23 protein-coding genes are annotated in these 19,435 nt (G+C 71.8%); 11 read left to right on the top strand and 12 right to left on the bottom strand.

Annotation, left to right across the window (positions count from 1 at the left end):
• The 4 genes from ABD327_RS31005 to ABD327_RS30990 form a co-directional block, all read right to left on the bottom strand.
• Positions 1-282 (bottom strand): GOLPH3/VPS74 family protein (locus ABD327_RS31005; protein ID WP_344455806.1); only part of this gene is annotated, 282 nt, incomplete at its 3' end.
• Positions 279-554, bottom strand: a complete 276-nt coding sequence (locus tag ABD327_RS31000; RefSeq protein WP_344455804.1) for a type II toxin-antitoxin system antitoxin — start codon at positions 552-554, stop codon at positions 279-281. The genes ABD327_RS31005 and ABD327_RS31000, both read right to left, overlap by 4 nt.
• A 5-nt stretch (positions 555-559) precedes the next feature.
• Complete coding sequence (locus ABD327_RS30995; protein ID WP_344455802.1) at positions 560-1,483, bottom strand: SPFH domain-containing protein; 924 nt, start codon at positions 1,481-1,483, stop codon at positions 560-562.
• Between the two features lie 109 nt (positions 1,484-1,592).
• On the bottom strand, positions 1,593-2,363 hold the full coding sequence (locus tag ABD327_RS30990) for an NUDIX domain-containing protein (protein ID WP_344455800.1): 771 nt from the start codon (positions 2,361-2,363) through the stop codon (positions 1,593-1,595).
• 99 nt (positions 2,364-2,462) lie between these two features.
• On the opposite strand from ABD327_RS30990, the gene ABD327_RS30985 reads away from it, so the two are divergent.
• The 6 genes from ABD327_RS30985 to ABD327_RS30960 all read left to right on the top strand — a co-directional run bounded on the left by ABD327_RS30985 (position 2,463) and on the right by ABD327_RS30960 (position 8,339).
• On the top strand, positions 2,463-3,692 hold the full coding sequence (locus ABD327_RS30985) for a beta-ketoacyl-[acyl-carrier-protein] synthase family protein (protein WP_344455798.1): 1,230 nt from the start codon (positions 2,463-2,465) through the stop codon (positions 3,690-3,692).
• A gap of 132 nt (positions 3,693-3,824) precedes the next feature.
• A complete protein-coding gene (locus ABD327_RS30980; RefSeq protein WP_344455795.1) occupies positions 3,825-4,511 on the top strand; it encodes a YceI family protein in 687 nt (228 codons plus the stop codon).
• 129 nt (positions 4,512-4,640) lie between these two features.
• On the top strand, positions 4,641-5,420 hold the full coding sequence (locus tag ABD327_RS30975; RefSeq protein WP_344455793.1) for an ABC transporter permease: 780 nt from the start codon (positions 4,641-4,643) through the stop codon (positions 5,418-5,420).
• Between the two features lie 35 nt (positions 5,421-5,455).
• Positions 5,456-6,481, top strand: coding sequence for a taurine ABC transporter substrate-binding protein (locus tag ABD327_RS30970; RefSeq protein WP_344455791.1), 1,026 nt, complete (start codon positions 5,456-5,458; stop codon positions 6,479-6,481).
• Positions 6,465-7,244, top strand: coding sequence for an ABC transporter ATP-binding protein (locus tag ABD327_RS30965; protein WP_344455788.1), 780 nt, complete (start codon positions 6,465-6,467; stop codon positions 7,242-7,244). Before ABD327_RS30970 ends, ABD327_RS30965 begins: the two co-directional genes overlap by 17 nt.
• A gap of 18 nt (positions 7,245-7,262) precedes the next feature.
• Positions 7,263-8,339 carry an LLM class flavin-dependent oxidoreductase gene (locus ABD327_RS30960; RefSeq protein ID WP_344455786.1) on the top strand — a complete coding sequence of 359 codons (1,077 nt, stop codon included), beginning with the start codon at positions 7,263-7,265 and terminating at the stop codon, positions 8,337-8,339.
• Between the two features lie 66 nt (positions 8,340-8,405).
• On the opposite strand, the gene ABD327_RS30955 is transcribed toward ABD327_RS30960, so the two are convergent.
• On the bottom strand, positions 8,406-8,558 hold the full coding sequence (locus ABD327_RS30955; RefSeq protein ID WP_344455784.1) for a hypothetical protein: 153 nt from the start codon (positions 8,556-8,558) through the stop codon (positions 8,406-8,408).
• A 161-nt stretch (positions 8,559-8,719) separates the two neighbouring features.
• On the opposite strand from ABD327_RS30955, the gene ABD327_RS30950 reads away from it, so the two are divergent.
• On the top strand, positions 8,720-9,712 hold the full coding sequence (locus ABD327_RS30950) for a trypsin-like serine peptidase (protein WP_344455783.1): 993 nt from the start codon (positions 8,720-8,722) through the stop codon (positions 9,710-9,712).
• A 3-nt stretch (positions 9,713-9,715) separates the two neighbouring features.
• Here ABD327_RS30950 and ABD327_RS30945 read toward each other — a convergent pair whose 3' ends face one another.
• The 6 genes from ABD327_RS30945 to ABD327_RS30920 all read right to left on the bottom strand — a co-directional run bounded on the left by ABD327_RS30945 (position 9,716) and on the right by ABD327_RS30920 (position 14,993).
• A complete protein-coding gene (locus ABD327_RS30945) occupies positions 9,716-10,813 on the bottom strand; it encodes a saccharopine dehydrogenase family protein (RefSeq protein ID WP_344455781.1) in 1,098 nt (365 codons plus the stop codon).
• Between the two features lie 77 nt (positions 10,814-10,890).
• The gene (locus ABD327_RS30940; RefSeq protein WP_344455779.1) at positions 10,891-11,697 is read right to left on the bottom strand and encodes a heme ABC transporter ATP-binding protein; all 807 of its coding nucleotides are present in this window, start codon (positions 11,695-11,697) and stop codon (positions 10,891-10,893) included.
• Positions 11,694-12,722 carry a FecCD family ABC transporter permease gene (locus ABD327_RS30935; RefSeq protein ID WP_344455777.1) on the bottom strand — a complete coding sequence of 343 codons (1,029 nt, stop codon included), beginning with the start codon at positions 12,720-12,722 and terminating at the stop codon, positions 11,694-11,696. Before ABD327_RS30935 ends, ABD327_RS30940 begins: the two co-directional genes overlap by 4 nt.
• Entirely contained in the window at positions 12,719-13,741 is a 1,023-nt protein-coding gene (locus ABD327_RS30930) for a heme/hemin ABC transporter substrate-binding protein (RefSeq protein WP_344455775.1), read from the bottom strand. Before ABD327_RS30930 ends, ABD327_RS30935 begins: the two co-directional genes overlap by 4 nt.
• Entirely contained in the window at positions 13,738-14,337 is a 600-nt protein-coding gene (locus tag ABD327_RS30925; protein WP_344455772.1) for a hypothetical protein, read from the bottom strand. Before ABD327_RS30925 ends, ABD327_RS30930 begins: the two co-directional genes overlap by 4 nt.
• On the bottom strand, positions 14,334-14,993 hold the full coding sequence (locus ABD327_RS30920) for a biliverdin-producing heme oxygenase (RefSeq protein ID WP_344455770.1): 660 nt from the start codon (positions 14,991-14,993) through the stop codon (positions 14,334-14,336). The genes ABD327_RS30925 and ABD327_RS30920 overlap by 4 nt, the downstream gene beginning before the upstream one ends.
• Positions 14,994-15,115: 122 nt before the next feature.
• On the opposite strand from ABD327_RS30920, the gene ABD327_RS30915 reads away from it, so the two are divergent.
• On the top strand, positions 15,116-15,901 hold the full coding sequence (locus ABD327_RS30915) for a hypothetical protein (RefSeq protein ID WP_344455768.1): 786 nt from the start codon (positions 15,116-15,118) through the stop codon (positions 15,899-15,901).
• Positions 15,902-15,958: 57 nt separating this feature from the next.
• On the opposite strand, the gene ABD327_RS30910 is transcribed toward ABD327_RS30915, so the two are convergent.
• A complete protein-coding gene (locus ABD327_RS30910) occupies positions 15,959-16,264 on the bottom strand; it encodes a DUF2470 domain-containing protein (protein WP_425547266.1) in 306 nt (101 codons plus the stop codon).
• Between the two features lie 105 nt (positions 16,265-16,369).
• On the opposite strand from ABD327_RS30910, the gene ABD327_RS30905 reads away from it, so the two are divergent.
• The 3 genes from ABD327_RS30905 to ABD327_RS30895 all read left to right on the top strand — a co-directional run bounded on the left by ABD327_RS30905 (position 16,370) and on the right by ABD327_RS30895 (position 19,404).
• On the top strand, positions 16,370-17,335 hold the full coding sequence (locus tag ABD327_RS30905) for a WxL domain-containing protein (protein WP_344455764.1): 966 nt from the start codon (positions 16,370-16,372) through the stop codon (positions 17,333-17,335).
• A gap of 97 nt (positions 17,336-17,432) precedes the next feature.
• Positions 17,433-18,350, top strand: coding sequence for a WxL protein peptidoglycan domain-containing protein (locus ABD327_RS30900; RefSeq protein ID WP_344455761.1), 918 nt, complete (start codon positions 17,433-17,435; stop codon positions 18,348-18,350).
• Between the two features lie 37 nt (positions 18,351-18,387).
• Positions 18,388-19,404: a hypothetical protein gene (locus tag ABD327_RS30895; protein ID WP_344455758.1), complete on the top strand. Its 1,017-nt coding sequence runs from the start codon at positions 18,388-18,390 to the stop codon at positions 19,402-19,404.
• Positions 19,405-19,435 lie beyond the last annotated feature (31 nt).

Raw genomic sequence — 19,435 nt, 5'->3', positions numbered from 1 at the left:
CTGCCGGCCCCTGCGCCCCACCCAGTGCTGCCACTTGCGCGGCCTGGAGGAGGCCAGCTCCTCCAGCACCGCCTCTAGGACGGGGTCGTGGCACGGGTGCCGGACCGCGACGGCGGCCCGGCCCCGCTCGTCGGTCAGGTGCCCCGACAGGTACAGGTCGGCGAGGGCCGCGGCCCGCACCAGTTCGTTGAGGTGGGTACCCATGAGCGGTCTCCCCTTGCCGGGGTCGAGCGCCAGGAGGTAGATCCGCTGCGGGAGGGTGTCGGGCAGCTCCACGGTCATTCCCCTTCTCGGGATTCGGGTGACTCCGGCGCCTCAGGCGCCCGTTCCTCTTTCTCGGCTTTCTCGGCTTCCTCGGCGGCCCGGGAGGGTCTGCCCGGGCCGCGCATCCTGCTCACTCCCGACGGCAGCCGTCCCGTCTCGGACAGGGCGCGGCGCAGCAGGAACTCGATCTGGGCGTTCGTGCTGCGCAACTCGTCCCCGGCCCAGCGGACCAGCGCGTCGTGCACGGCCGGGTCGAGCCTGAGCAGGATCTTCTTGCGCTCGGTGGCCATGGGCTCTAGGCGTACAGGGTTCCGGTGTTCACGACGGGCTGGGCGTCCCGGTCGCCGCACAGGACCACCAGGAGGTTGCTGACCATCGCGGCCTTGCGCTCCTCGTCCAGCTCGACGATCTCGTCCTCGGCCAGCCGGGCCAGCGCCATCTCCACCATGCCGACCGCGCCCTCGACGATGCGGCTGCGGGCGGCGACGATCGCGGTGGCCTGCTGGCGGCGCAGCATCGCCTGGGCGATCTCCGGCGCGTAGGCCAGCCGGGTCAGCCGGGACTCGGTGATCGACACGCCGGCCGCGGCGACCCGGACCCCGATCTCCTCCGACAGGCGGGCGGTGATCTCGTCGGCGTTGTCTCGCAGGGACAGGCCCTCGCCGTCGTGGGTGTCGTAGGAGTAGCTGTTGGCGATGTGCCGGACGGCGGTCTCGGTCTGGATGGCGACGAACTCCACAAAGTCGTCGACCTCGAAGACGGCGCGGGCGGTGTCCTTGACCTGCCAGACGACGACCGCGGAGATCTCGATCGGGTTGCCGTCCAGGTCGTTGACCTTCAGCACGTCGGTCTCGTGGTTGCGGATCCTGGTGGAGACCCGGCGCCGCTGGGTGAGGGGGTTGACCCAGCGCAGCCCGTCGGTGCGGACGGTCCCGGTGTAGCGGCCGAGGAGCTGCAGCACGCGGGCCTCGCCGGGTGCGACGGCGGTGAGCCCGGCCGAGACGACCACCGAGGCGAGGAAGACCAGGCCGCCCAGGACCAGCAGGGAGGCGCCGAGTACCGCTCCCCCGCCCTCGGCGAGCACCACGGCGCCCGCGATGAAGGCGGCGGTGCCGCCGATCATTCCCAGGAGCACGCCGCCCAGGACGGGCCAGCCGGGCGCTCCGAAGGCGATGTGCTCCCGCACCTGCGGGACGGGGGGCTGCACGAGTTCGCTCATGGGGGGTTCTCCTCACTTTCTGTTGATGTCTTCAATCTAGCAAAGTGATATCACTTTTTCAAGGAGAAGGGCCCCGGCGACGGACGGCCGGGGCCCGGAGGGCGGGCGGTCAGATCAGGTCGGGCAACTCGTCTGCCTGCTCGATCAGGAACTCGCGCAGCTGCGCCGGCCACAGGGGCAGGTCCACGAAGGACTTCCCCTCGCACGGGAAGCGCTCGACGTCGTAGTCGCCCCGGGCGGGGTCGTCGAACTCCGGGCCGCAGCGCAGGGACAGGTCCATCGACTCCAGGCGGCACAGGAAGAACCGGTGGACGTAGTCGGCCTTCGGGCGGTGCTCGGTGTGGGTGAAGACGCCCTTCAGCGGTCCGACGGTCGCGCCCAGCTCCTCCATCAGCTCCCGGCGCGCCGCCGCCCGCACGTCCTCGTCCTCCGGTTCGACCTTGCCCCCGGGCGTCGTCCAGTACGGGGCGATCCCCGGTCTCGTCCGCCGGAACAGCAGCAGGTCGGCGCCGTCCAGCACCAGGGCCCGCGCCTTGTGGACGGTCGGCCGTTCCGGGGGCGTCACCCCGCGCAGTACGAATCTCCCGGCGAAGCCGCCCCGCTCGGCGGCCTTGGCGGCCCGGACCCGTTCCAGCTCCTCCGTCCCGCAGCCGATCTCGCCGGCCAGCGCCAGCACGACCTCCAGCAGGTCCGCCAGTTCGGCGGGTGAGGGGTCCGCGGCGAACTCGTCGGCCTCCTCGTAGAGCTTGGCCAGCAGCAGCCCCCGCAGCCGGTCCCGGTCGGCGACATGGACGTCGGGTTCCCTGCCCGCCTCCCGCATGAGCTGCGGAACCAGGTCGCGGACGAGCTTTTCTCTGCGGGCGCTGTATGGATCAGGCATCGGCAGGGGCACTTTCTCTCTGGTTTTTGTCATTCAAGGCTAATTTTGTGAACTGCGACACGTGGTACGTTCCGCACCGAACAAGATTCGGGAGGTTCCGTGCACCGTGTCGCCGTCACCGGAATGGGCATCAAGAGCCCCGCTGGGAGCACCGTCGAGGACGCCTGGTCGACGGTGCTGTCGGGTAAGTCCACGGCGCTTCACCTGCCCGAACTGCTCGACGCCGGGGTCCCGGTGACCTTCGGCTGCCCGGTGAACGGATTCACTCCCGAGGAGTACTTCCCCCTTCACCGGATGCGGCACCTCGACCGGCCCACCCGGCTCGGCGTCGCCGCCGCGGCGGACGCCTGGGCCGACGCCGGGCTGAACGAGCCGGGCGAGCGGCCCGCCGGGCAGAGCCGCAGCGGCACCTACGTCGGGACGGGAGGCGCGCACATCGCCTACACCGCCGAGCTGGGCGCCCTTCCCCGCGAACGCCTCCCGGTCGCCTCGGTGCCGATGATCATGCCGAACGCGACGGCGGCGCGCATTTCCATCCGGCACGGGTTCCAGGGACCCTGCCTGACGTTCAGCTGCGCCTGCGCCAGCGGGGCGGTCGCCCTGGGCGAGGCGATGACGGCCATCCGGTACGGCCGGATCGACCGCGCGCTCGCGGGCGGGGTGGACGCGATGCTCACCCCGTTCGCCGTCGCCGCTTTCGCCCGCATCAGCGCCCTGTCGCGGCGCAACGACGCCCCGCACGAGGCGTCCCGCCCCTTCGACGGGGACCGCGACGGGTTCGTGATGGCCGAGGCCGCCGCCTTCCTGGTGCTGGAGCGCGCGGACCTCGCCGAGGCGCGGGGCGCGCGGATCTACGGCGAACTCGCCGGTTACGCGGCGGGCGCCGACGCTGGGCACATCGTGCAGCCGCTGGAGGACGGGAAGGTCGCCGCGCGGACGATGCGGGCGGCCCTGGACGACGCGCGCCTGGCCCCAGGGGACATCGGCCATGTGAACGCCCACGCCACGGCCACCATCCACAACGACCGGGCCGAGGCCCGCGCCATCGAGAGCTGCTTTCCCGCGGGTTCTCCCCCGGTGACCGCCACCAAGGGCGTCACCGGCCACCTGCTCGGCTCGGGCGGGGCGGTCGAGGCCGTCTTCGCGCTGATGGCGGCCCGTTCCGGGACGGTCCCGCCGACCGCCAACTTCACCGGCGGCCCGGACGCCGACCCGATCGACGTCGTCCACGGCGAGCCCCGGCAGGTCTCCCCCGCGCCCGTCCTGTCCAATTCCTTCGGATTCGGCGGTCACGACGCCACCCTGGTCTTCGTCCCCGCACAGGACTGATCTCCCGGCATGCCGGAGGCGGTCCCTGCCGCAGAGTAAGGGGTCGGCTCTTATCCGCTTCTTATGCTTGAACCTTCAATATGATCCTTGAGAGTTCAAGTAACCCCGATCCGGATGGAGACCAGACCGCGCATGAGCCGCTCCCTGAAGACATGGATCATCGGCGGCGTGGCCGCCCTGCTTCTGGCGTTCGTCGTGGCCCCGTTCGTCTACACCCAGTTCCTCGCGGACGACGCCCCCGAGCAGTTGAGCGTCGGCACGACCGACGCCCCCGAGGCCGTCTCCGGGGAGTCCGCCTCCGCGGACGGCGCCTGGAAGGTCGGCCCCGGATCCCAGGCCGGATACCGGGTCAAGGAGGTCCTCTTCGGCCAGGACGTCGAGGCCGTGGGCCGCACCGACCAGGTCACCGGCGACCTGACGATCGACGGCGCCTCGGTGGGCGAGGGCTCCTTCACCGTCGACATGAAGACCGTCAAGAGCGACAAGGACCAGCGGGACGGCCAGTTCCGCGGCCGCATCATGGAGACCGAGACCTACCCGACGTCGAAGTTCACCCTGACCGAGCCCATCGACCTCGGGTCCGTGCCGGCCGTCGGCTCCCAGGTCAAGGCCGAGGCCACCGGCGAGCTGACCCTCAAGGACAAGAGCAACCGGGTCACCTTCGAGGTCACCGCCTCCCGCACCGCCGCCGACTCCTTCGAGGTCAGCGGGCAGATCCCGGTGAAGTTCACCGACTACGGCATCGCCAACCCCGGGTTCCCCGGCATCGAGGTGGAGAACGACGGCAAGGTGGAGTTCCTGCTGAAGTTCACCCGATAACCCCTCCCTTCTTCCGGACGGCCCGTGCCCCGCCTCACGGCGGGACGCGGGCCGTCCGCATTGCGCGGACTCCGGCGAAGCTCTACAGTCTTTTCCGACCTGTTTGATTGGTTTAGTAGGGAGTAAGCGGTGTTCCGAGCCTTCGCGCTCAGGGCGGGCGGGGTCCTGGCCCTGCTCGCCCTCTGGTGGGCCGTGGCCGAAGCCGGGATCTGGTCGGAGGTCTTCGTCCCCAGGCCGAGCTCCGTCTGGGACAAGCTGATCGAGACCTCGACCGTCCACGACGGAGCGCGCGGCTACGCCGACCACCTGCTGTGGGAGCACCTGGGGATCAGCCTGCGGCGCATCCTCCTCGGCAGCCTCTACGGCATCGTGGGCGGCATCGCCGTCGGCCTGCTGATCGGGCTGGTCCCGACGGTCCGTGCGCTGCTCGGCCCGCTCGTGACCTTCGTGCGCACCCTCCCTCCCCTGGCCTACTTCAGCCTGCTCATCATCTGGTTCGGCATCGACGAGACCCCCAAGGTGATCCTGCTGTTCGTCGCGGCGCTGCCGCCCGTCGCGGTGGCCACCGCCGACGCGGTGCGCGGCGTCCACGAGGACTACGTGCACGCCGCCCGCTCCCTGGGCGCGAGCCGGTGGCAGATCCCGCCGCTCATCGTCCTGCCGTCCGCCCTCCCGGAGATCATGACCGGGATCAGGGTGGCGGTGGGCGTCGCCTACACCACCGTCGTCGCCGCCGAGACCGTCAACGGGGTGCCCGGCATCGGCGGCATGATCCGCGACGCCCAGCGCTACAACCAGTCGGACGTCGTGGTGCTCGGCCTGCTGGTCATCGGCGCCTCGGGCCTGCTCATCGACGGCCTCCTCCAGTTCACCGAACGCAAGCTCGTGCCCTGGCGCGGGCGGGCCTGATCTCCCCCACCCCCGGAAGAAAAAGAAGAAGAACCGTGAAAATCAAGTCCCTCGCCGCGGCCGCCGCCCTGCTCCTCGGGCTCGCCGCCTGCTCGTCCGAGGCCGACTCCGGCCCCAACTCCGACGGCACCCCCAGGGAACTGCGGATCGCCTACCAGCTCATCCCCAACGGCGACCTCATCGTCAAGGACCGCAAGTGGCTGGAGGAGGCGCTGCCCGACACGAAGATCACCTGGTCGAAGTTCAACTCCGGAGGCGACGTCAACACCGCGGTCATCGCCGGTTCCGTCGACATCGGCCTGGCCGGCAGCAGCCCTGTCACCCGGGGCCTGTCCGCGCCGCTGAACATCGCCTACCAGGTGCCGTGGATCTTCGACGTGATCGGGGAGAACGAGGCGCTGGTCGCCAGGAAGGCGGGCTCCGTGGCCGAGCTCAAGGGCAAGAAGATCGCCGCGCCGTTCGCCTCCACCACGCACTACAGCCTGCTGGCCGCGCTCGAGGAGGCCGGGCTGAAGGAGTCCGACGTCACGCTGGTCGACCTTGAGCCGCAGGACATCCAGGCCGCCTGGACCCGTGGCGACATCGACGCCGCCTACGTGTGGACCCCGGTCCTGGGCGAGCTGCAGAAGGACGGCAGGACCCTCGTCACCAGCAAGGAGCTGGCCGCGAAGGGCAAGCTCACCGCCGACCTCGCGGTGGTGCGCACCGAATTCGCCGAGAAGTACCCCAAGGCCCTCACCACCTGGCTCCAGCAGCAGGACAAGGCCGTGAAGCTGGTCCGCGAGGACAAGACCGCCGCGTCCGAGGCCGTCGGCCGCCAGCTCAACCTCGACCCCGCCGAGGCGGCCCGCCAGATCGACCAGCTGGTCCTGCTGACCGGCGAGGAGCAGAAGGGCGCCGAGTACCTGGGCACCCCGGAGTCCCCCGGCAAGCTGGCCGACACCCTGCACAGCACCGCCGCCTTCCTCGGCGGCCAGAAGAAGATCGACTCCGTGCCGGAACTGACCGTCTTCCAGAAGGCCCTGGCCACCAAGGCGCTGAGCGATGCCTTCGGCGGCTGAGTCCACTCCTCACGCGGTGGAACTGAGCGGCGTCTCCCTCTCCTACGGGGGACGCCGCGACAGGGTGCACGCGCTCGGCCCGGTGGACGCGAAGATCGACCCCGGCGAGTTCGTCGTCATCGTCGGCCCCTCCGGCTGCGGCAAGAGCACCCTGCTGCGGCTCGTGGCGGGGTTCGCCCCGCCGACCGAGGGCACGGTGTCCGTCGGCGGGGTCCCGGTCGCCGGGCCGGGCCCCGACCGGGGCGTGGTCTTCCAGCAGCCCCGGCTGTTCCCCTGGCTGAGCGTGCGCCGCAACATCGAGTTCGGCCTGCGCACGACCGGAGTGCCGAAGGCGAGGCGGCGGGCCAGGTCGGACGAGCTGCTGGGCATGGTCGGGCTGGCCGACGCCGCGTCCCGCCGCCCCTACGAGCTGTCCGGCGGGATGCAGCAGCGGGCGGCGATCGCCCGCGCCCTGGCCCCCGACCCGGAGATCCTGCTCATGGACGAACCGTTCGCGGCGCTCGACGCGCTCACCCGCGAGCGGCTCCAGGAGGAGATCCGCCGGATCTGGCAGGCCACCGGCAAGACCGTCCTGTTCGTCACGCACAGCGTCGACGAGGCGGTCTTCCTGGGGACGCGCATCCTCGTCCTCAGCAGGCGGCCCGGCAGAATCGTCCTGGACCGTTCCTCGGAGCTGCCGCGCTCCGACGACCCGCACACCCATTCGTCCTACCTCGCCCTGCGCGAGGAAGTCGCCGCCGCCGTCCGGGACGCCGCGGCCTGATCACGGAAGGATCGCCCGATGCGCTTTCACTGGTTCCTGCCGACCACCGGTGACGGGAGCGGAATCCGCGCCGCCATCATGACCACCGACGCCCGGCTCGAGTCCGAGCGGCCTGCGAGCGTGCGCTACCTGTCGCAGGTGGCGCGGGCCGCCGAGGACGCCGGGTTCGGTGCGGTGCTCACCCCGGTCGGCGCGGGCTGCCCCGACCCGTGGATCGTCTGCTCCGCGGTCGCCCAGCACACCGACCGGATCAAGCTGCTGGTGGCGTTCCGTCCCGGTTTCACCCTGCCGACCCTGCTGGCCCAGCAGGCGCAGGCCTTCCAGGAGGTCTCCGACGGCAGGCTCCTGCTCAACGTCGTCACCGGAGGCGACCCGGTCGAGCAGCGCTCCTACGGCGACTTCCTGGACCACGACGCCCGCTACGCCCGCACCGACGAGTTCCTGGACGTGCTGCGCCGCAGTTTCACCGGCGTACCGTTCGACCACGAGGGCCCGCACTACCGGGTCGAGGGCGGAGGCTTGAGTCGGCCACTGGATCAGGTGCCCGAGCTGTACTTCGGCGGGTCCTCCCCCGCCGCCGAGCAGGTCGCCGCCCGCCATGTGGACGTCGCCCTCACCTGGGGCGAGCCGCCCGCGAAGGTGGGCGCCAAGGTCGAGCGGCTCAAGGCGGCCGCCGCCGCGCGGGGCCGGACGCTGCGGGTCGGCCTGCGGATCCATGTGATCGCCCGGGACACCTCAGCCGAGGCGTGGGCGGTGACCGACCGGATGCTGGCCGGCATGGACACGGCCCGGATCGAGGCGGCGCAGCGGCGGTTCGCCCGGTTCGACTCGGTCGCCCAGCGGAGCATGACCGAACTGCACGACGGCGACACCCGGAGCCTGGAGATCTCGCCGGGGCTGTGGGCCGGGGTCGGGCTGGTGCGCGAGGGGGCGGGCACCGCGCTCGTCGGCTCCTACGACGAGGTCGCCGCGCTGCTGCGCGAGTACGCCGACCTCGGCATCGAGGAGTTCATCCTGTCGGGATGGCCGCACCTGGAGGAGGCCTACCGGGTCGGGGAGAACGTCGTCCCGAGACTGGCCCCCGTGGCGGTCTGAACCCCGCGAGAGTCCGAACGGGGCGTCGAGGACGCCTGGGACCGGTCTCGGCGCGGGAGGCCGGTCTCAGTCGTCGGCGTCGGCGAACGCGTCGTGGTCCGTCCAGTCCGAGACGTCGCCGTGGGCGGTGTTCACTCCGGCGATCCCCACCGCGACGCCGGTCAGCGCCGCGAAGGCGGCCGCTCCTGCGACACCGGCCATGATCCTGCGACCTGTCATCTTCTTCTTCCTTCCAGCGAGCCGACTCCACGGTGACGCAGGTCACCGCGCGATGTCAACGATCTTCTCCAGACCGTAATCCTGCACAGTAGATGAGGAAATTTGTAGAATTATTACCCAACCCCCTCTGATTCGGAGCCGTATTGCGCACCGCCACCCGCTTGACGACGCTCCCAGCCTCCCTCCTCCTCGCCGCGGGCCTGTCCTCTCCCGCCCGGGCGGCGGCTCCCGCCCCCTCCCCCGTCGCCGAGACGCTCGAGGCGCCGGGCGGGTGGACCGCCGAGCGGATGCGCCGGGCCGAGGCCAACCCCCGGGACATGCCCGAACGCACGGCCCGGGCCGAGGCCGCGAAGCCCAAGCCGAAGCAGGTCCCTGCGATCACCAAGGCCGTGGTCGCCAAGGGCCATCGCAAGGCTCCCCTCAAGCAGATCGGCCGGCTCTACATCACCGGCGAGGACGGACGCGTCGCCACCTGCACCGGCACTGTCGTCAACTCCGCCTACCCCGAGAGGGGCAGGGGCAACGGCAGCGTCCTGCTCACCGCGGCGCACTGCCTCCAGGACCCGGCCGACGGCTGGAACGCCAGATCCCTGGTGTTCGCCCCCGACCTCGACAGGACGGCGACCCCTCACGGGCTGTGGAGCGGGTACCGGACACTGATGTGGTCCCCGTGGGCGGAGAACGCCGACCCGTCCTTCGACTACGCCTTCGTCGCCCTGTTCAAGCGCTCCTCGGGCACCATCCAGCAGACCACGAACGGTCAGAGCATGCGTTTCGGCATGAAGAAGCCCAAGACGTGGCTGCGGTTGTACGGCTATGCCGTCCAGCACTACCCCCGCAACCAGAACTACCCCGACGAAGGCACCGTCCTGCGCATGTGCAAGGGCAGGACGAGCACCGCCACGCTCGGCGGAGACCGGTTCTCCACTCTGAAGTGCGACATGTCCCACGGGGCCAGCGGCGGGCCGCTCATCGCCGACCTGAAGAAGTCGGGCTACGGGCGGATCGTCGGAGTGACCAGCTTCCGCAAGCAGGGCGCGGCCAGGCTCTACAGCCCGATCCTCGACAAGTGGGCCAAGGACCTCTTCTTCAGGATCCGCACCGTCCGGGTGCCGGTCCAGGAGGCGCCGCAGGACGTGGTCCGCGCCCCGTGAGCCTCACAGCACCCGGAAGGTGATCCCCGCCCGCTGGAGCCGGTCGACCAGCGCCTGCCCCATGGCCTGCGCCGTGGTGACCTGTCCCGCGGTCTCCGGCAGGTCGTCGTGCAGGAGACACAGCGCCGACTCCGCGAGCATCTTGGCGGTCTCGGTGTAGCCCGGGTCCCCGCCCGCGACCTCGGTGTTCACCATCCGGCCGCCGCCTTCGCCGTGGAAGCGCACCCTGAACCAGTTCTTCGCTCGCTTCTCGGCCGAGGGGCCCTCGCCCGGCTGCTGGCGCAGCATCTCCAGCAGCCCGCCGTCCCCGGCGAGGCCGCCGTTCCTCGTCAGCGCGAGGAAGTGGCCGTAGGTGAAGTCGGGCCCGTACCGCTCCAGCGCCCGCGCGCTGCGGACGACGATCTGCGGGTCGATGGTGGGCAGCGGGACGGCGAACCCGCCGCGCAGGCGGGTGTGCGGGAGCGGGTTGCGGGCGATCCTGGCGCGGCGGTCCTCGGGCAGGTGCTCCATGCGGGAGCGCGCCCGCGCGGCGCGCAGCCCCGTGAGCGGGTCGAAGATGACGCCTTTGGCCGATTCGACGGTGCCGCCCGAGGCGCTGCCGTTGGCGCTCACGAACCCCTCGACGCGCAGCGGCACGCCCTCGGGCAGGTGCTGGACGGTGTAGAAGACCCCCAGGTCGTGCGGGATCGAGTCGAAACCGCACGCGTGGACCAGGCGCGCTCCCGACTCCAGCGCGCGGTGGTGGTGGCGCACGTACATCAGGTCGACGAACGCGGGCTCGCCGGTGAGGTCGAGGTAGTCGGTGCCGTGGAGGGCGCACGCCTCGACCAGCGGCTCGCCGTACCGCAGGTAAGGGCCGACGGTGGAGATGACGGCCCGGCTGCTGCGGGCCATCTCCTCCAGGGAATCCGGGTCCTCGGAGTCGGCGTGCAGCAGCGGGACGTCCGTGCCGAGCCGCTCCCGCACCGCCTCCAGCTTCGCGCGGTCGCGCCCCGCCAGCGCCCATCTCGTCTTCCCCGCGTTCGCGGCGAGGTACTCCGCGGTCAATCCGCCGGTGAAACCGGTCGCTCCATACAGAACCGCGTCGTACTCGCGTTCCATGCGCTTTCCCTCCCATTGCCCCCAAGGTCTATTGACACGATATCCATCGACTCCGACCGAGACGTACGCTCCCGCCCTCAGCGCAGCGGCAGGATCAGCGGCCTGCCGTCGCGGGGGTGCGGGACCACCTCGATCGGATGGGAGTAGACCTCCGACAGCAGCGGCGCGGTGAGGACGTCCTCCGGCCGCCCGCACGCGGCCAGGCGCCCGTCCGCCAGGACCGCCACCCGGTCGGAGTGCGCGGCGGCCAGACCCAGGTCGTGGACGACCGCGACGACGGCCCTGCCCTCGGCGGCCCTGGCCCGCGCCACCGTGAAGACCAGTTCCTGGTGGCGGATGTCCAGCGCCGCGGTCGGCTCGTCCAGCAGGACGACCGGGGTGCGCTGGGCCAGCACCCGCGCCAGCGCCACCCTGGCCTGCTCGCCTCCGGACAGCGAGGGGAAGGCCCGCTCGGCGAACCCCAGCACGTCTGTGTCGCGCATCGCCTGCGCCACCGCCTCGTCGTCCTCGTCCTCCCTGGAGGTGCCCGCCCAGGGCGCTCTGCCCATGCGAACGACCTCCTCCACTTCGAAGGAGAAGGCGAGCGTATGGCTCTGGGTGAGGAACGCCCGGCGCATGGCCAGCTCCACCGGATTCCAAGACGCCGCGGGCCGCCCGTCGAGGAGGATCTCCCCCTCCGACTCGAGGTCGCCGCACACGGCGGCCAGCAGGGTGGACTTGCCCGCACCGTTCGGGCCGACCAGGGTCAGGACCTCGCCCGGCCGGACGTCCAGATCGACGCCGTCCACCACGGTGCGCTTGCCCCGCCTGACGCTCAGCCCCCGCACCTTCAGCTCGACCTCGGCGCCGGGCTGCGAAGCCGGGCGCCTCCTCAGCGGGTTCATCCCCAGCCTCCCGACCGAGCCCGGGTCCGGCGCAGCAGCCAGAAGAAGAACGGCCCTCCGACGACGGAGGTGAGGACGCCCAAGGGAAGCTCCTGGTAGTCGAGCGCGGTGCGGGCGACCAGATCCGCCGCGACCAGCAGCGCGGCGCCGCCCAGGGCGCTGGCCGGCAGCAGCACCCGGTGCCCGGGCCCGGTGACCATCCTGATGAGGTGCGGCACGACCAGGCCGACGAAGGAGATGATGCCGCTGAAGGCGACGGCGGCGGAGGTCAGCAGCGCGATCAGCACGATGCCGCTGAGCCGGAGCCGTTCCACGTCGACTCCCAGGTGCCTGGCGCTGCGCTCCCCCAGCGCCAGCAGGTCCAGCTTGCGGGCGTACCCGCAGGCCACGACGCAGCCGACGACCGTCAGCGGGGCGACGACGGCGACCGAGTCCCAGGTCGCGCCGGCCAGGCTGCCCAGCTGCCAGGACGTGATGGCGCGCAGCGCGTCGTTGCTCGACATGAACAGCAGCAGGCCCAGCAGGGCGGTGGAGACGGCGTTGACCGCGATGCCGGTCAGCAGCAGCGTCACGACCTCGGTCCGGCCGTTGGAACGTGACACGACGTAGACCAGCAGAGTGGTGGCGAAACCGCAGACGAAGGCCAGCCCGACGACCGTCCAGCCGCCCAGCCCGGTCAGGCCCAGGACGATGACGGCGGCCGCGCCGACGGCCGCGCCCGAGGAGACCCCGATGACGCCGGGCTCGGCCAGCGGGTTGCCGAAGACGCCCTGCATGAGGGCGCCCGCGCAGCCCAGCGCCGCTCCCGTGGCGGCGGCCAGCACGACCCGGGGGAAGCGCACCACCCACAGGGCGTTCTCGCCCTGCGCCGCCGTGGGCAGCGGCCCGGCGTCGATCCCGAGCCGGTGCAGCAGCGAGCCGAGGACCTCGGAGGGCGGGATGTCGACCTGCCCGCTGCCCGCCGCCAGGAGGCACAGCAGGACCAGTGCCCCGGTGAGGCCCGCGATGAGTGCCGCGCCCCTCATCGCCCGCACTCCCGGTACACCGCTTCGGACAGCGCCTCGATGGTGGAGCCGGTCCGCGCGCCGAAGGTCAGCAGCGACCCGTCGTCGGCGTCGACGATCCGCCGGTTCTGCCCGGCCGGGGTCTGCGCGACGCCCGGCAGCTCCAGCAGCCCGTCGATCCCGCCGACCGACTCCAGACCCGAGCTCAGCACGAGGATGACGTCCGGCGCGGCGTTGATGAGGCCCTCGCTGGTGAGGGGGCGGAAGCTCCTGAGCCCGATGGCGGTTCCCGCGTCCTGCGCGCCGATCGCCTCGATCATCGCGTCCGAGCCGGCCCCGTCACCGCCGATGAGGTAGACGCCCGCCGTGCCCCGCAGGTAGAGGAAGGCGATCCGCAGCGACTGGGCGGGGGCCTCCTTCCTCGCCTCGGAGATCTGCGCCGAGACCCTCTCGTTGAGCTTCCGGCCGGCCCCGGGCACGCCCAGCGCCTTGGCGACCGCGGTGATGTTGTCGTCGATCCGCTCGAGCGTCTGCTCGTCGTCGACCATGACCACGGCGATCCCGGCCTGCCTGAGCTGGGTGAGCACCTCCGCCGGGCCGATGCTGGCGTCCGCGAGCACGACGGTGGGGTCGAGGGCGAGGATCGCCTCGGCCGAGAGGTCGTGGCCCTGCGTGGTCACCAGCGGCTTGACCGCGGCGGCGGGGAAGGTGGTGGAGGCGTCCCTGCCGACGACCCGGTCGCCCAGGCCGAGGCTGAAGACGATCTCGGCGAGCGAGCCGTAGAGGTTGAGCGCGAGGATCCGGCTGGTGTCCTCGACGGTGACGGCCGTGCCGTCCGCCGACTTCACGGTGACCGGAAGGGCGGGCTTCGCGTCGGGTTCGACCGGGTCGACGTCCTCGGCCGCGCTCCTCGCGGAGGAAGGGCCGCAGAGGGCGTAGGGGTCCCCTCCCGCGGACCTCGGCTCCACGGTCCGCCCCCCGCATCCTCCGGCCAGGAGCGCGGCCGCGACCAGCGCCGCGCCCCAGCGGATGAGCGTCATGCGGTCGCCGCCCCGCGCCTGCGGGCGAGCAGAAGACCTCCGGCTCCCAGCACGACGACCGCCGCCGCGGCCGAGCCGCCGATCACCAGGAGCCGTCCGCCGCCGGAGCCGCCGAACTCGACGGGGACCCGCACGTCCTGGGAGCGGTCGGAGCTGCGCGTGTGGTCGGCGCGGGAGGCGACCACGCACTCGACCTCGGCGCAGTCGAAGTCGCCGACCTTCTGGGTGGCCGCCAGCTCGACCTTGAAAGTGCCGCCTTCCCCGTACGGGATGGCGAGCTCCTTCCCGTACGGCGGCGGGTTGGAGGAGATCCACTGCGAGCCGCCGCCCGTGCCGGAGGTGTCCGCACCGCCGCCGCAGGGGCTGGGCAGCTCCTCGGGGCCGGTGTCACGGCACAACGCGACGTAGATGCCCTTGGTCACGTCGAAGCCCTCACCGGTGACGGTGATGGTGTCGCCGTCCTTCAGCTTCGCGCTCGACACGGTCAGGGTCTGGCCCTGGGAGCCCTTGGCACTGGCGCCGTCCGCGTGGGCGGTGCCGGTCATCGCCAGCCCGGCCAGGAGGAAGGGCAGGATCAGGGGCGCCTTCCTTTTCATGCCGCCTCGCCCCATTCGAGCGCGTCGAGCTCGTCGAAGATGGCGGTGTTGAGCCGGTAGGCGAGCTTCACCTCGTCGATGACCCGCGCCTTCTCCTCGCCGTCGAAGGGGAGCTCGTCGATGAGCAGGCGGTAGGCGTCCTTGAAGGGCTTCACCTTCAGTCCGGTGAAGCGGTAGAAACTGGTGGCCCTGCCGTCCTTCAGGTCGTAGGCGCGCTCCACGCTGCGGCCGATGACCTGGCCGCCGGACAGGTCCCCCATGTAGCGCACGTAGTGGTGCGCCACGAAGCCGCCGGCCCAGGTGAACGCGACCTCGCGGATGCGGGAGGAGTAGGCGCGCGCGGCGGGCGACTCCTCGATCCGGCCGGCCCAGTCCGGGCCCAGCAGCTCGGCGAGGTCGGCCTCCAGGGCGGGCCTGCGGGACAGCTCCGGAAAGACGAACCCGCCCGCGACGGGGTGGTCCCGCATCTCCTCGGCCGCCTCCTCCAGCGCGGTGTACACCGGGTGCAGCCGGGCGGTCAGCGCGGCGTACGCCGAGATCGGCAGGTTCCCGCCCATGAGGTCGCTCATGTAGCCGTTGGCCTCCGCGTCGGCGTGGTCCTGGATGCTCGCCTGCCGCAGCACGGTGGAGAAGGGGTCCCCTGGGGGCTGAGTCATTCGGGCACTACTCCTTTGTCACGATTTGGGCCGTTTGCCCAGTTGATCCACATCGGGGAGTACCTTAGCTTAGGCTCACCTAAGAAAAAATAGGGCAGCCTTACCTCAGTGATTGGTCCCGCATGAAACCCACGCGCAGCCTCGCGACGGCCCTCGCGTTCGGATCGGCCCTCGGGCTGACCGTGGCCACCGCCTCCCCCGCCCTGGCGGCCTCCGTCCGGGTCGCCCCGGCCACCGGCCTGTCCGCCTCGGGGGCGTCCGTCTCCGTCAGCGGCTCGGGCTTCGACGCCGTCGGCAACAACGGCTTCGGCGTCTACGTGGTCTTCGGCCCGAAAAAGGCGAATTTCCACCAGGACGCGAACGCCTTCGGCGCGGCACGCTGGGTGCACGTGAAAGGCGCGGGGGGCAGCCCCGGCCAGGCGCCCCTGTCCAAGGACGGCTCCTTCAGCACCACCCTGTCCGTGAAGGCGCGGTTCACCGACGGCAACGGCGAGAAGGTGGACTGCCTGAAGACGCAGTGCTACATCCTCACCTTCGCCGCGCACGGCTCGCCCGACCGCAGCCAGGACACCTCCACGCCCCTCACCTTCAAGGCAGGCCCGGCCGACACCGCGAGCGAGAAGCCCGGAAACAGCGGCGCTCCGCCCAAGCCGTCCAGCGCCCCCTCCACCAGCGCGTCTCCGACTCCGTCGAAGACCGCCAAGGCGACGGCGAGCAGCGCTCCGGCGGGATCCACGCCCGCGAACGCCCCCGAGGCCACGACGGTCGCGGCGGAGGAGGTGGAGGCCGTGACGGTCAGCTCCTCCGACGCCGTTCCCGCCTGGCCGTTCTGGACCGCCGTCGCCGCCGTCTTCGGCATCGGCTTCGCCGCCCGCGCGTTCACCCGGCGCAGGCCGTCCCGCAGATGAGACGCCGACGGCCCGCGCGGTCACATCCGCGCGGGCCGTCGAACATCCGGGACGGGCTCAGTGCCCCCGCGGGGTCACGCCGAGCGCGGCACAGGCCTCCTGGTACATGCGCACCACCTCGTGCCGCACCTGGACGCGGTCCTTTATCGGCTCACTGAAGGGGACGCGGACCTCCCGCTCGGCACCGTCGGCGAGCACCGCCTCGAAGACCATCGCCTCGGCGTCGAGGCCGGTGTTCACCGCGCTGACGGCCTCGACGCCGCCCAGGCCGCGGCAGATGAGGGCGTTGTCCTCCGCGTGGTCGCCGTTCATGTGGGCGGTGATGGCCGCGACCACCTCAGGGCCGAACGGAAGACCGGACATCTGAGACATGGGGGTCCTTTCTGGATCTCTGAACATGCGTCCGCTACGGTACTCCACACGAGTTAGGTAAGGCTTACCTAACTTAGCTACGACGCAAGGAGCAACATGCGCCACCGCGCACTCCCCATCCTGCTGGGTGCGGGACTCGCCGTCTTCGGTCTCTCCTCCCCCGCGCTGGCCGCGGGCCCCGGGATCACCGTCGACCCCTCCTCCGGCGCCGACCCGGCGGGGCAGACCCTCACCGTCAACGGCTCCGGCTTCACCGCCAACGCCCTGGGCGTCTACGTCTCCTTCGGCCCCAAGAACGCCGACTACCACACCAACGCGAACGCCTACCAGAAGACCAAGTGGGTGCGCGTCGGCGCCACCCCCTCCGCCGGGCAGGACGTCCTCAAGGCCGACGGGACGTTCTCCACCACGCTGGAGGTCTCCGCCTCCTACACCGACGGCGACGGCAACGCCGTCGACTGCCTGAAGACCCAGTGCTACGTGCTCACCTTCGCCGCGCACGGCTCCGCCGACCGAAGCCAGGACACCTTCATCCCGGTGAACTTCACCGGGCAGACCACCGACCCCGGCACCGGCGAGCCCGGCACCGGAAACCCGGGGAACAGCGGCTCCACCGCGGAGCAGACCATCACCGCGGAGGTCTCCCAGGGCGGTTCCCTCTCCCTGTCCGTCGCGGGCCAGAGCGTGACGCTCAGCTCGGCCTCCCGGGGCGGCAACGCCACCGGCGCGCTCAACACCGCGACCGTCACCGACACCCGCGGCACCGACGCCGGCTGGAGCCTGGTCGGCCAGGTCGGCGACTTCACCTCGACCGAGGGCCGCACCATCCCCGGCTCCAACCTCTCCTGGACGCCCAGCGCCGCCTCCACCGGCGACGGCTCCCAGGGCCAGGCCACTCCGGGCCAGGCGGTCACGGGGCTGGACCAGGCGCGCACCCTCGGCTCCGCCGAAGGCGGCCTCAGCGGCGGGATCTTCGACCTCGGCGCCGCCCTGGACCTGAAGATCCCGGCGGGAGCCTCCACCGGCACCTACACCGGCACCCTCACCCTGACCCTCTCGTAGTCCGAACGACCCTTCGACCCTCGCAGCAGGACCGGACACGGGATGAGGACGGTGACGACGTCCTCATCCCGCGTCCCCATTCTCCCGGAGCACGTCCATGTTCACACCCTGGCTCCTGGCCGCGAGCCTGGCGCTGGCCCCGGCCGGCGACTTCAGCTGGTCGGTCCAGCCGTCCGGGCCCCAAGGGCCCACCGGCCGCGACTACTTCACCTACACCGCGGCGCCCGGGCAGCAGATCCGCGACACCGTCGGCATCACCAACCGCAGCGACCGCAAGCTCACCTTCCGGCTCTACTCCACCGACGCCTTCAACACCGAGGACGGCTCCTTCGCCCTGCTGACCGCCGACAGGCAGAGCACGGACCTCGGTTCCTGGATCTCCCTGGAGAAGTCCACCCTGACCGTGAAGCCCGGCAAGCGGGTGGACGTCCCCTTCACCCTGAAGGTCCCGGCCAACGCCACCCCCGGCGACCACACCGGCGGCGTCCTCGCCGCGGTCACCCAGCAGGAGACCACCTCCGGCGGCCAGAAACTCAACGTCGACCGCCGGGTCGCCGCCCGGGTCTACCTGCGGGTCAACGGCCCGCTCACCTCGTCCCTGCAGGTCGACCGCATCTCGACCGGGGACACCGGGCCGGTGCTGGGCAAGCGCACCGTCAAGGTGACCTACCGGGTGCGCAACACCGGCAACGTCCGGCTGTCGGGAGACGCCCGCGTCTACGTCCGCGGCCCCCTGGACTGGCCGCAGGGCACCCCCGCCGAACGCGAGGTCCCCGAACTGCTCCCCGGCTCCTCCTACACCTTCACCGACAGCGTCTCCGGGGTGCTGCCCGCGGTCCGCCTCCAGGCGGCGGTCAGGATCACCCCCTCCGACCCGGACGGGGTCTCGCCGTCCAAGCCCTCCCTGACCACCCGCACCGCCGCGTTCTGGATGGTGCCCTGGGCCGGACTCGGCATCCTCGCCCTCTTCCTCCTCCTGCTGGCCCGCCGGCGACGGCCCGCCGTCCGCCGCTGAGAACCCCGACCGGAGTACCGACTGTGATGGTGAAAGCGTGAAGACCCTCCTGCTGGCACTGGCCCTGATGCCCGCGAACGCCCCGGGCGCGACGGTCGAACTCGACCGGAACGAGGTGAAGGCCGGGCAGACGGTGACCGTGCGGCTCGCCGGCTGGCCGAGCGGGAACGTCGCCGTCGAACTGTGCGGCAACGAAGGCAGGCGCGGCACCGCCGACTGCGCGGTGGCCGCCTCCGCCACCACCCACGTGGGCGCGCAGGGCACCGGGACCGTCCTGCTGAACGTCGTGAAGCCGCCCGTGGCCTGCCCCTGCGTGGTGTCGGTGCGCCCGGTCAACGGCGGCACCGCCCGGACCGTCCCCATCACCGTCAAGGGCGCCGGGACGCTCACCCCCGCCCAGCGCGAGCAGGCCTCCGCCCAGGCGCCCTCCCTCACCGTGACCCGCGTCGCGCTGGAGGGCGGCGGCCTCTCCCTCGCCTGGCTGGGCGGGGCCGCCGAACGCACCCTCGTCTACACCGTGCGCAACGACGGGGAGGTCGCGGTGACCGACGCCCCGGTGACGCTCATGTCCGGCCGCGCGCCCGACCCGACCGGCGTGCTGACCGCCCCGGCCACGGGCACCCTCTCCCCCGGGGAGGAGCGCACCTACCGGGTCCCGGTCGCCTTCGGCGCCCCCGCCCTGGGCGACTACCAGGTGACCGGACGCGTCGAGGGCCTGGCGCGGGAGATCGTCTTCACCGCGGAGACCTCCTCCTACCCCTGGGCCTGGCCCCTGCTCGGCCTGCTGTTCGTCGGCGCGCGCACCGCCCGCGACCTGCGCCGCCGCCCGGCGGAGCCGTCCGCTCCCGCCACGGGGGTGAGCGTCGTCTGCCCGCACTGCTCGGGCGAGGTCCTGCTCCAGGTCGGGCAACCCGCCGGAGGGCCCGCCGCGACGGAATCCCCCTCTCCCGCGGAGGAGCTCGGCCCGGCGGAGCCGTCCGAGCGGACCATGCCTCTCGAACGGTTCGAGAAAGAGGCCGGGACGTCAGGTTCCGGCCAGGAACGTGCCGTGTGACCGGAGCGCGGTTACCCTGGAGACACGGCGG

The organism is Actinocorallia aurantiaca, from assembly GCF_039533685.1.
Lineage (GTDB): Bacteria > Actinomycetota > Actinomycetes > Streptosporangiales > Streptosporangiaceae > Actinocorallia > Actinocorallia aurantiaca.
Note: the sequence above shows the minus strand (reverse complement) of the source record. Positions and strands in the feature narration are given on the sequence as shown.

Bases quoted from the DNA above. Each gene is read 5' to 3' on its own strand.
- ABD327_RS30945 (WP_344455781.1), bottom strand. From the start codon at position 10,813: ATGGAACGCGAGTACGACGCGGTTCTGTATGGAGCGACCGGTTTCACC.
- ABD327_RS30910 (WP_425547266.1), bottom strand. From the start codon at position 16,264: ATGTCCGGTCTTCCGTTCGGCCCTGAGGTGGTCGCGGCCATCACCGCC.
- ABD327_RS30935 (WP_344455777.1), bottom strand. From the start codon at position 12,722: ATGAGGGGCGCGGCACTCATCGCGGGCCTCACCGGGGCACTGGTCCTG.
- ABD327_RS30920 (WP_344455770.1), bottom strand. From the start codon at position 14,993: ATGACTCAGCCCCCAGGGGACCCCTTCTCCACCGTGCTGCGGCAGGCG.
- ABD327_RS30960 (WP_344455786.1), top strand. From the start codon at position 7,263: ATGCGCTTTCACTGGTTCCTGCCGACCACCGGTGACGGGAGCGGAATC.
- ABD327_RS31000 (WP_344455804.1), bottom strand. From the start codon at position 554: ATGGCCACCGAGCGCAAGAAGATCCTGCTCAGGCTCGACCCGGCCGTG.
- ABD327_RS30915 (WP_344455768.1), top strand. From the start codon at position 15,116: ATGAAACCCACGCGCAGCCTCGCGACGGCCCTCGCGTTCGGATCGGCC.
- ABD327_RS30990 (WP_344455800.1), bottom strand. From the start codon at position 2,363: ATGCCTGATCCATACAGCGCCCGCAGAGAAAAGCTCGTCCGCGACCTG.
- ABD327_RS30905 (WP_344455764.1), top strand. From the start codon at position 16,370: ATGCGCCACCGCGCACTCCCCATCCTGCTGGGTGCGGGACTCGCCGTC.
- ABD327_RS30965 (WP_344455788.1), top strand. From the start codon at position 6,465: ATGCCTTCGGCGGCTGAGTCCACTCCTCACGCGGTGGAACTGAGCGGC.
- ABD327_RS30900 (WP_344455761.1), top strand. From the start codon at position 17,433: ATGTTCACACCCTGGCTCCTGGCCGCGAGCCTGGCGCTGGCCCCGGCC.
- ABD327_RS30995 (WP_344455802.1), bottom strand. From the start codon at position 1,483: ATGAGCGAACTCGTGCAGCCCCCCGTCCCGCAGGTGCGGGAGCACATC.
- ABD327_RS30940 (WP_344455779.1), bottom strand. From the start codon at position 11,697: ATGAACCCGCTGAGGAGGCGCCCGGCTTCGCAGCCCGGCGCCGAGGTC.
- ABD327_RS30955 (WP_344455784.1), bottom strand. From the start codon at position 8,558: ATGACAGGTCGCAGGATCATGGCCGGTGTCGCAGGAGCGGCCGCCTTC.
- ABD327_RS30930 (WP_344455775.1), bottom strand. From the start codon at position 13,741: ATGACGCTCATCCGCTGGGGCGCGGCGCTGGTCGCGGCCGCGCTCCTG.
- ABD327_RS30980 (WP_344455795.1), top strand. From the start codon at position 3,825: ATGAGCCGCTCCCTGAAGACATGGATCATCGGCGGCGTGGCCGCCCTG.
- ABD327_RS30925 (WP_344455772.1), bottom strand. From the start codon at position 14,337: ATGAAAAGGAAGGCGCCCCTGATCCTGCCCTTCCTCCTGGCCGGGCTG.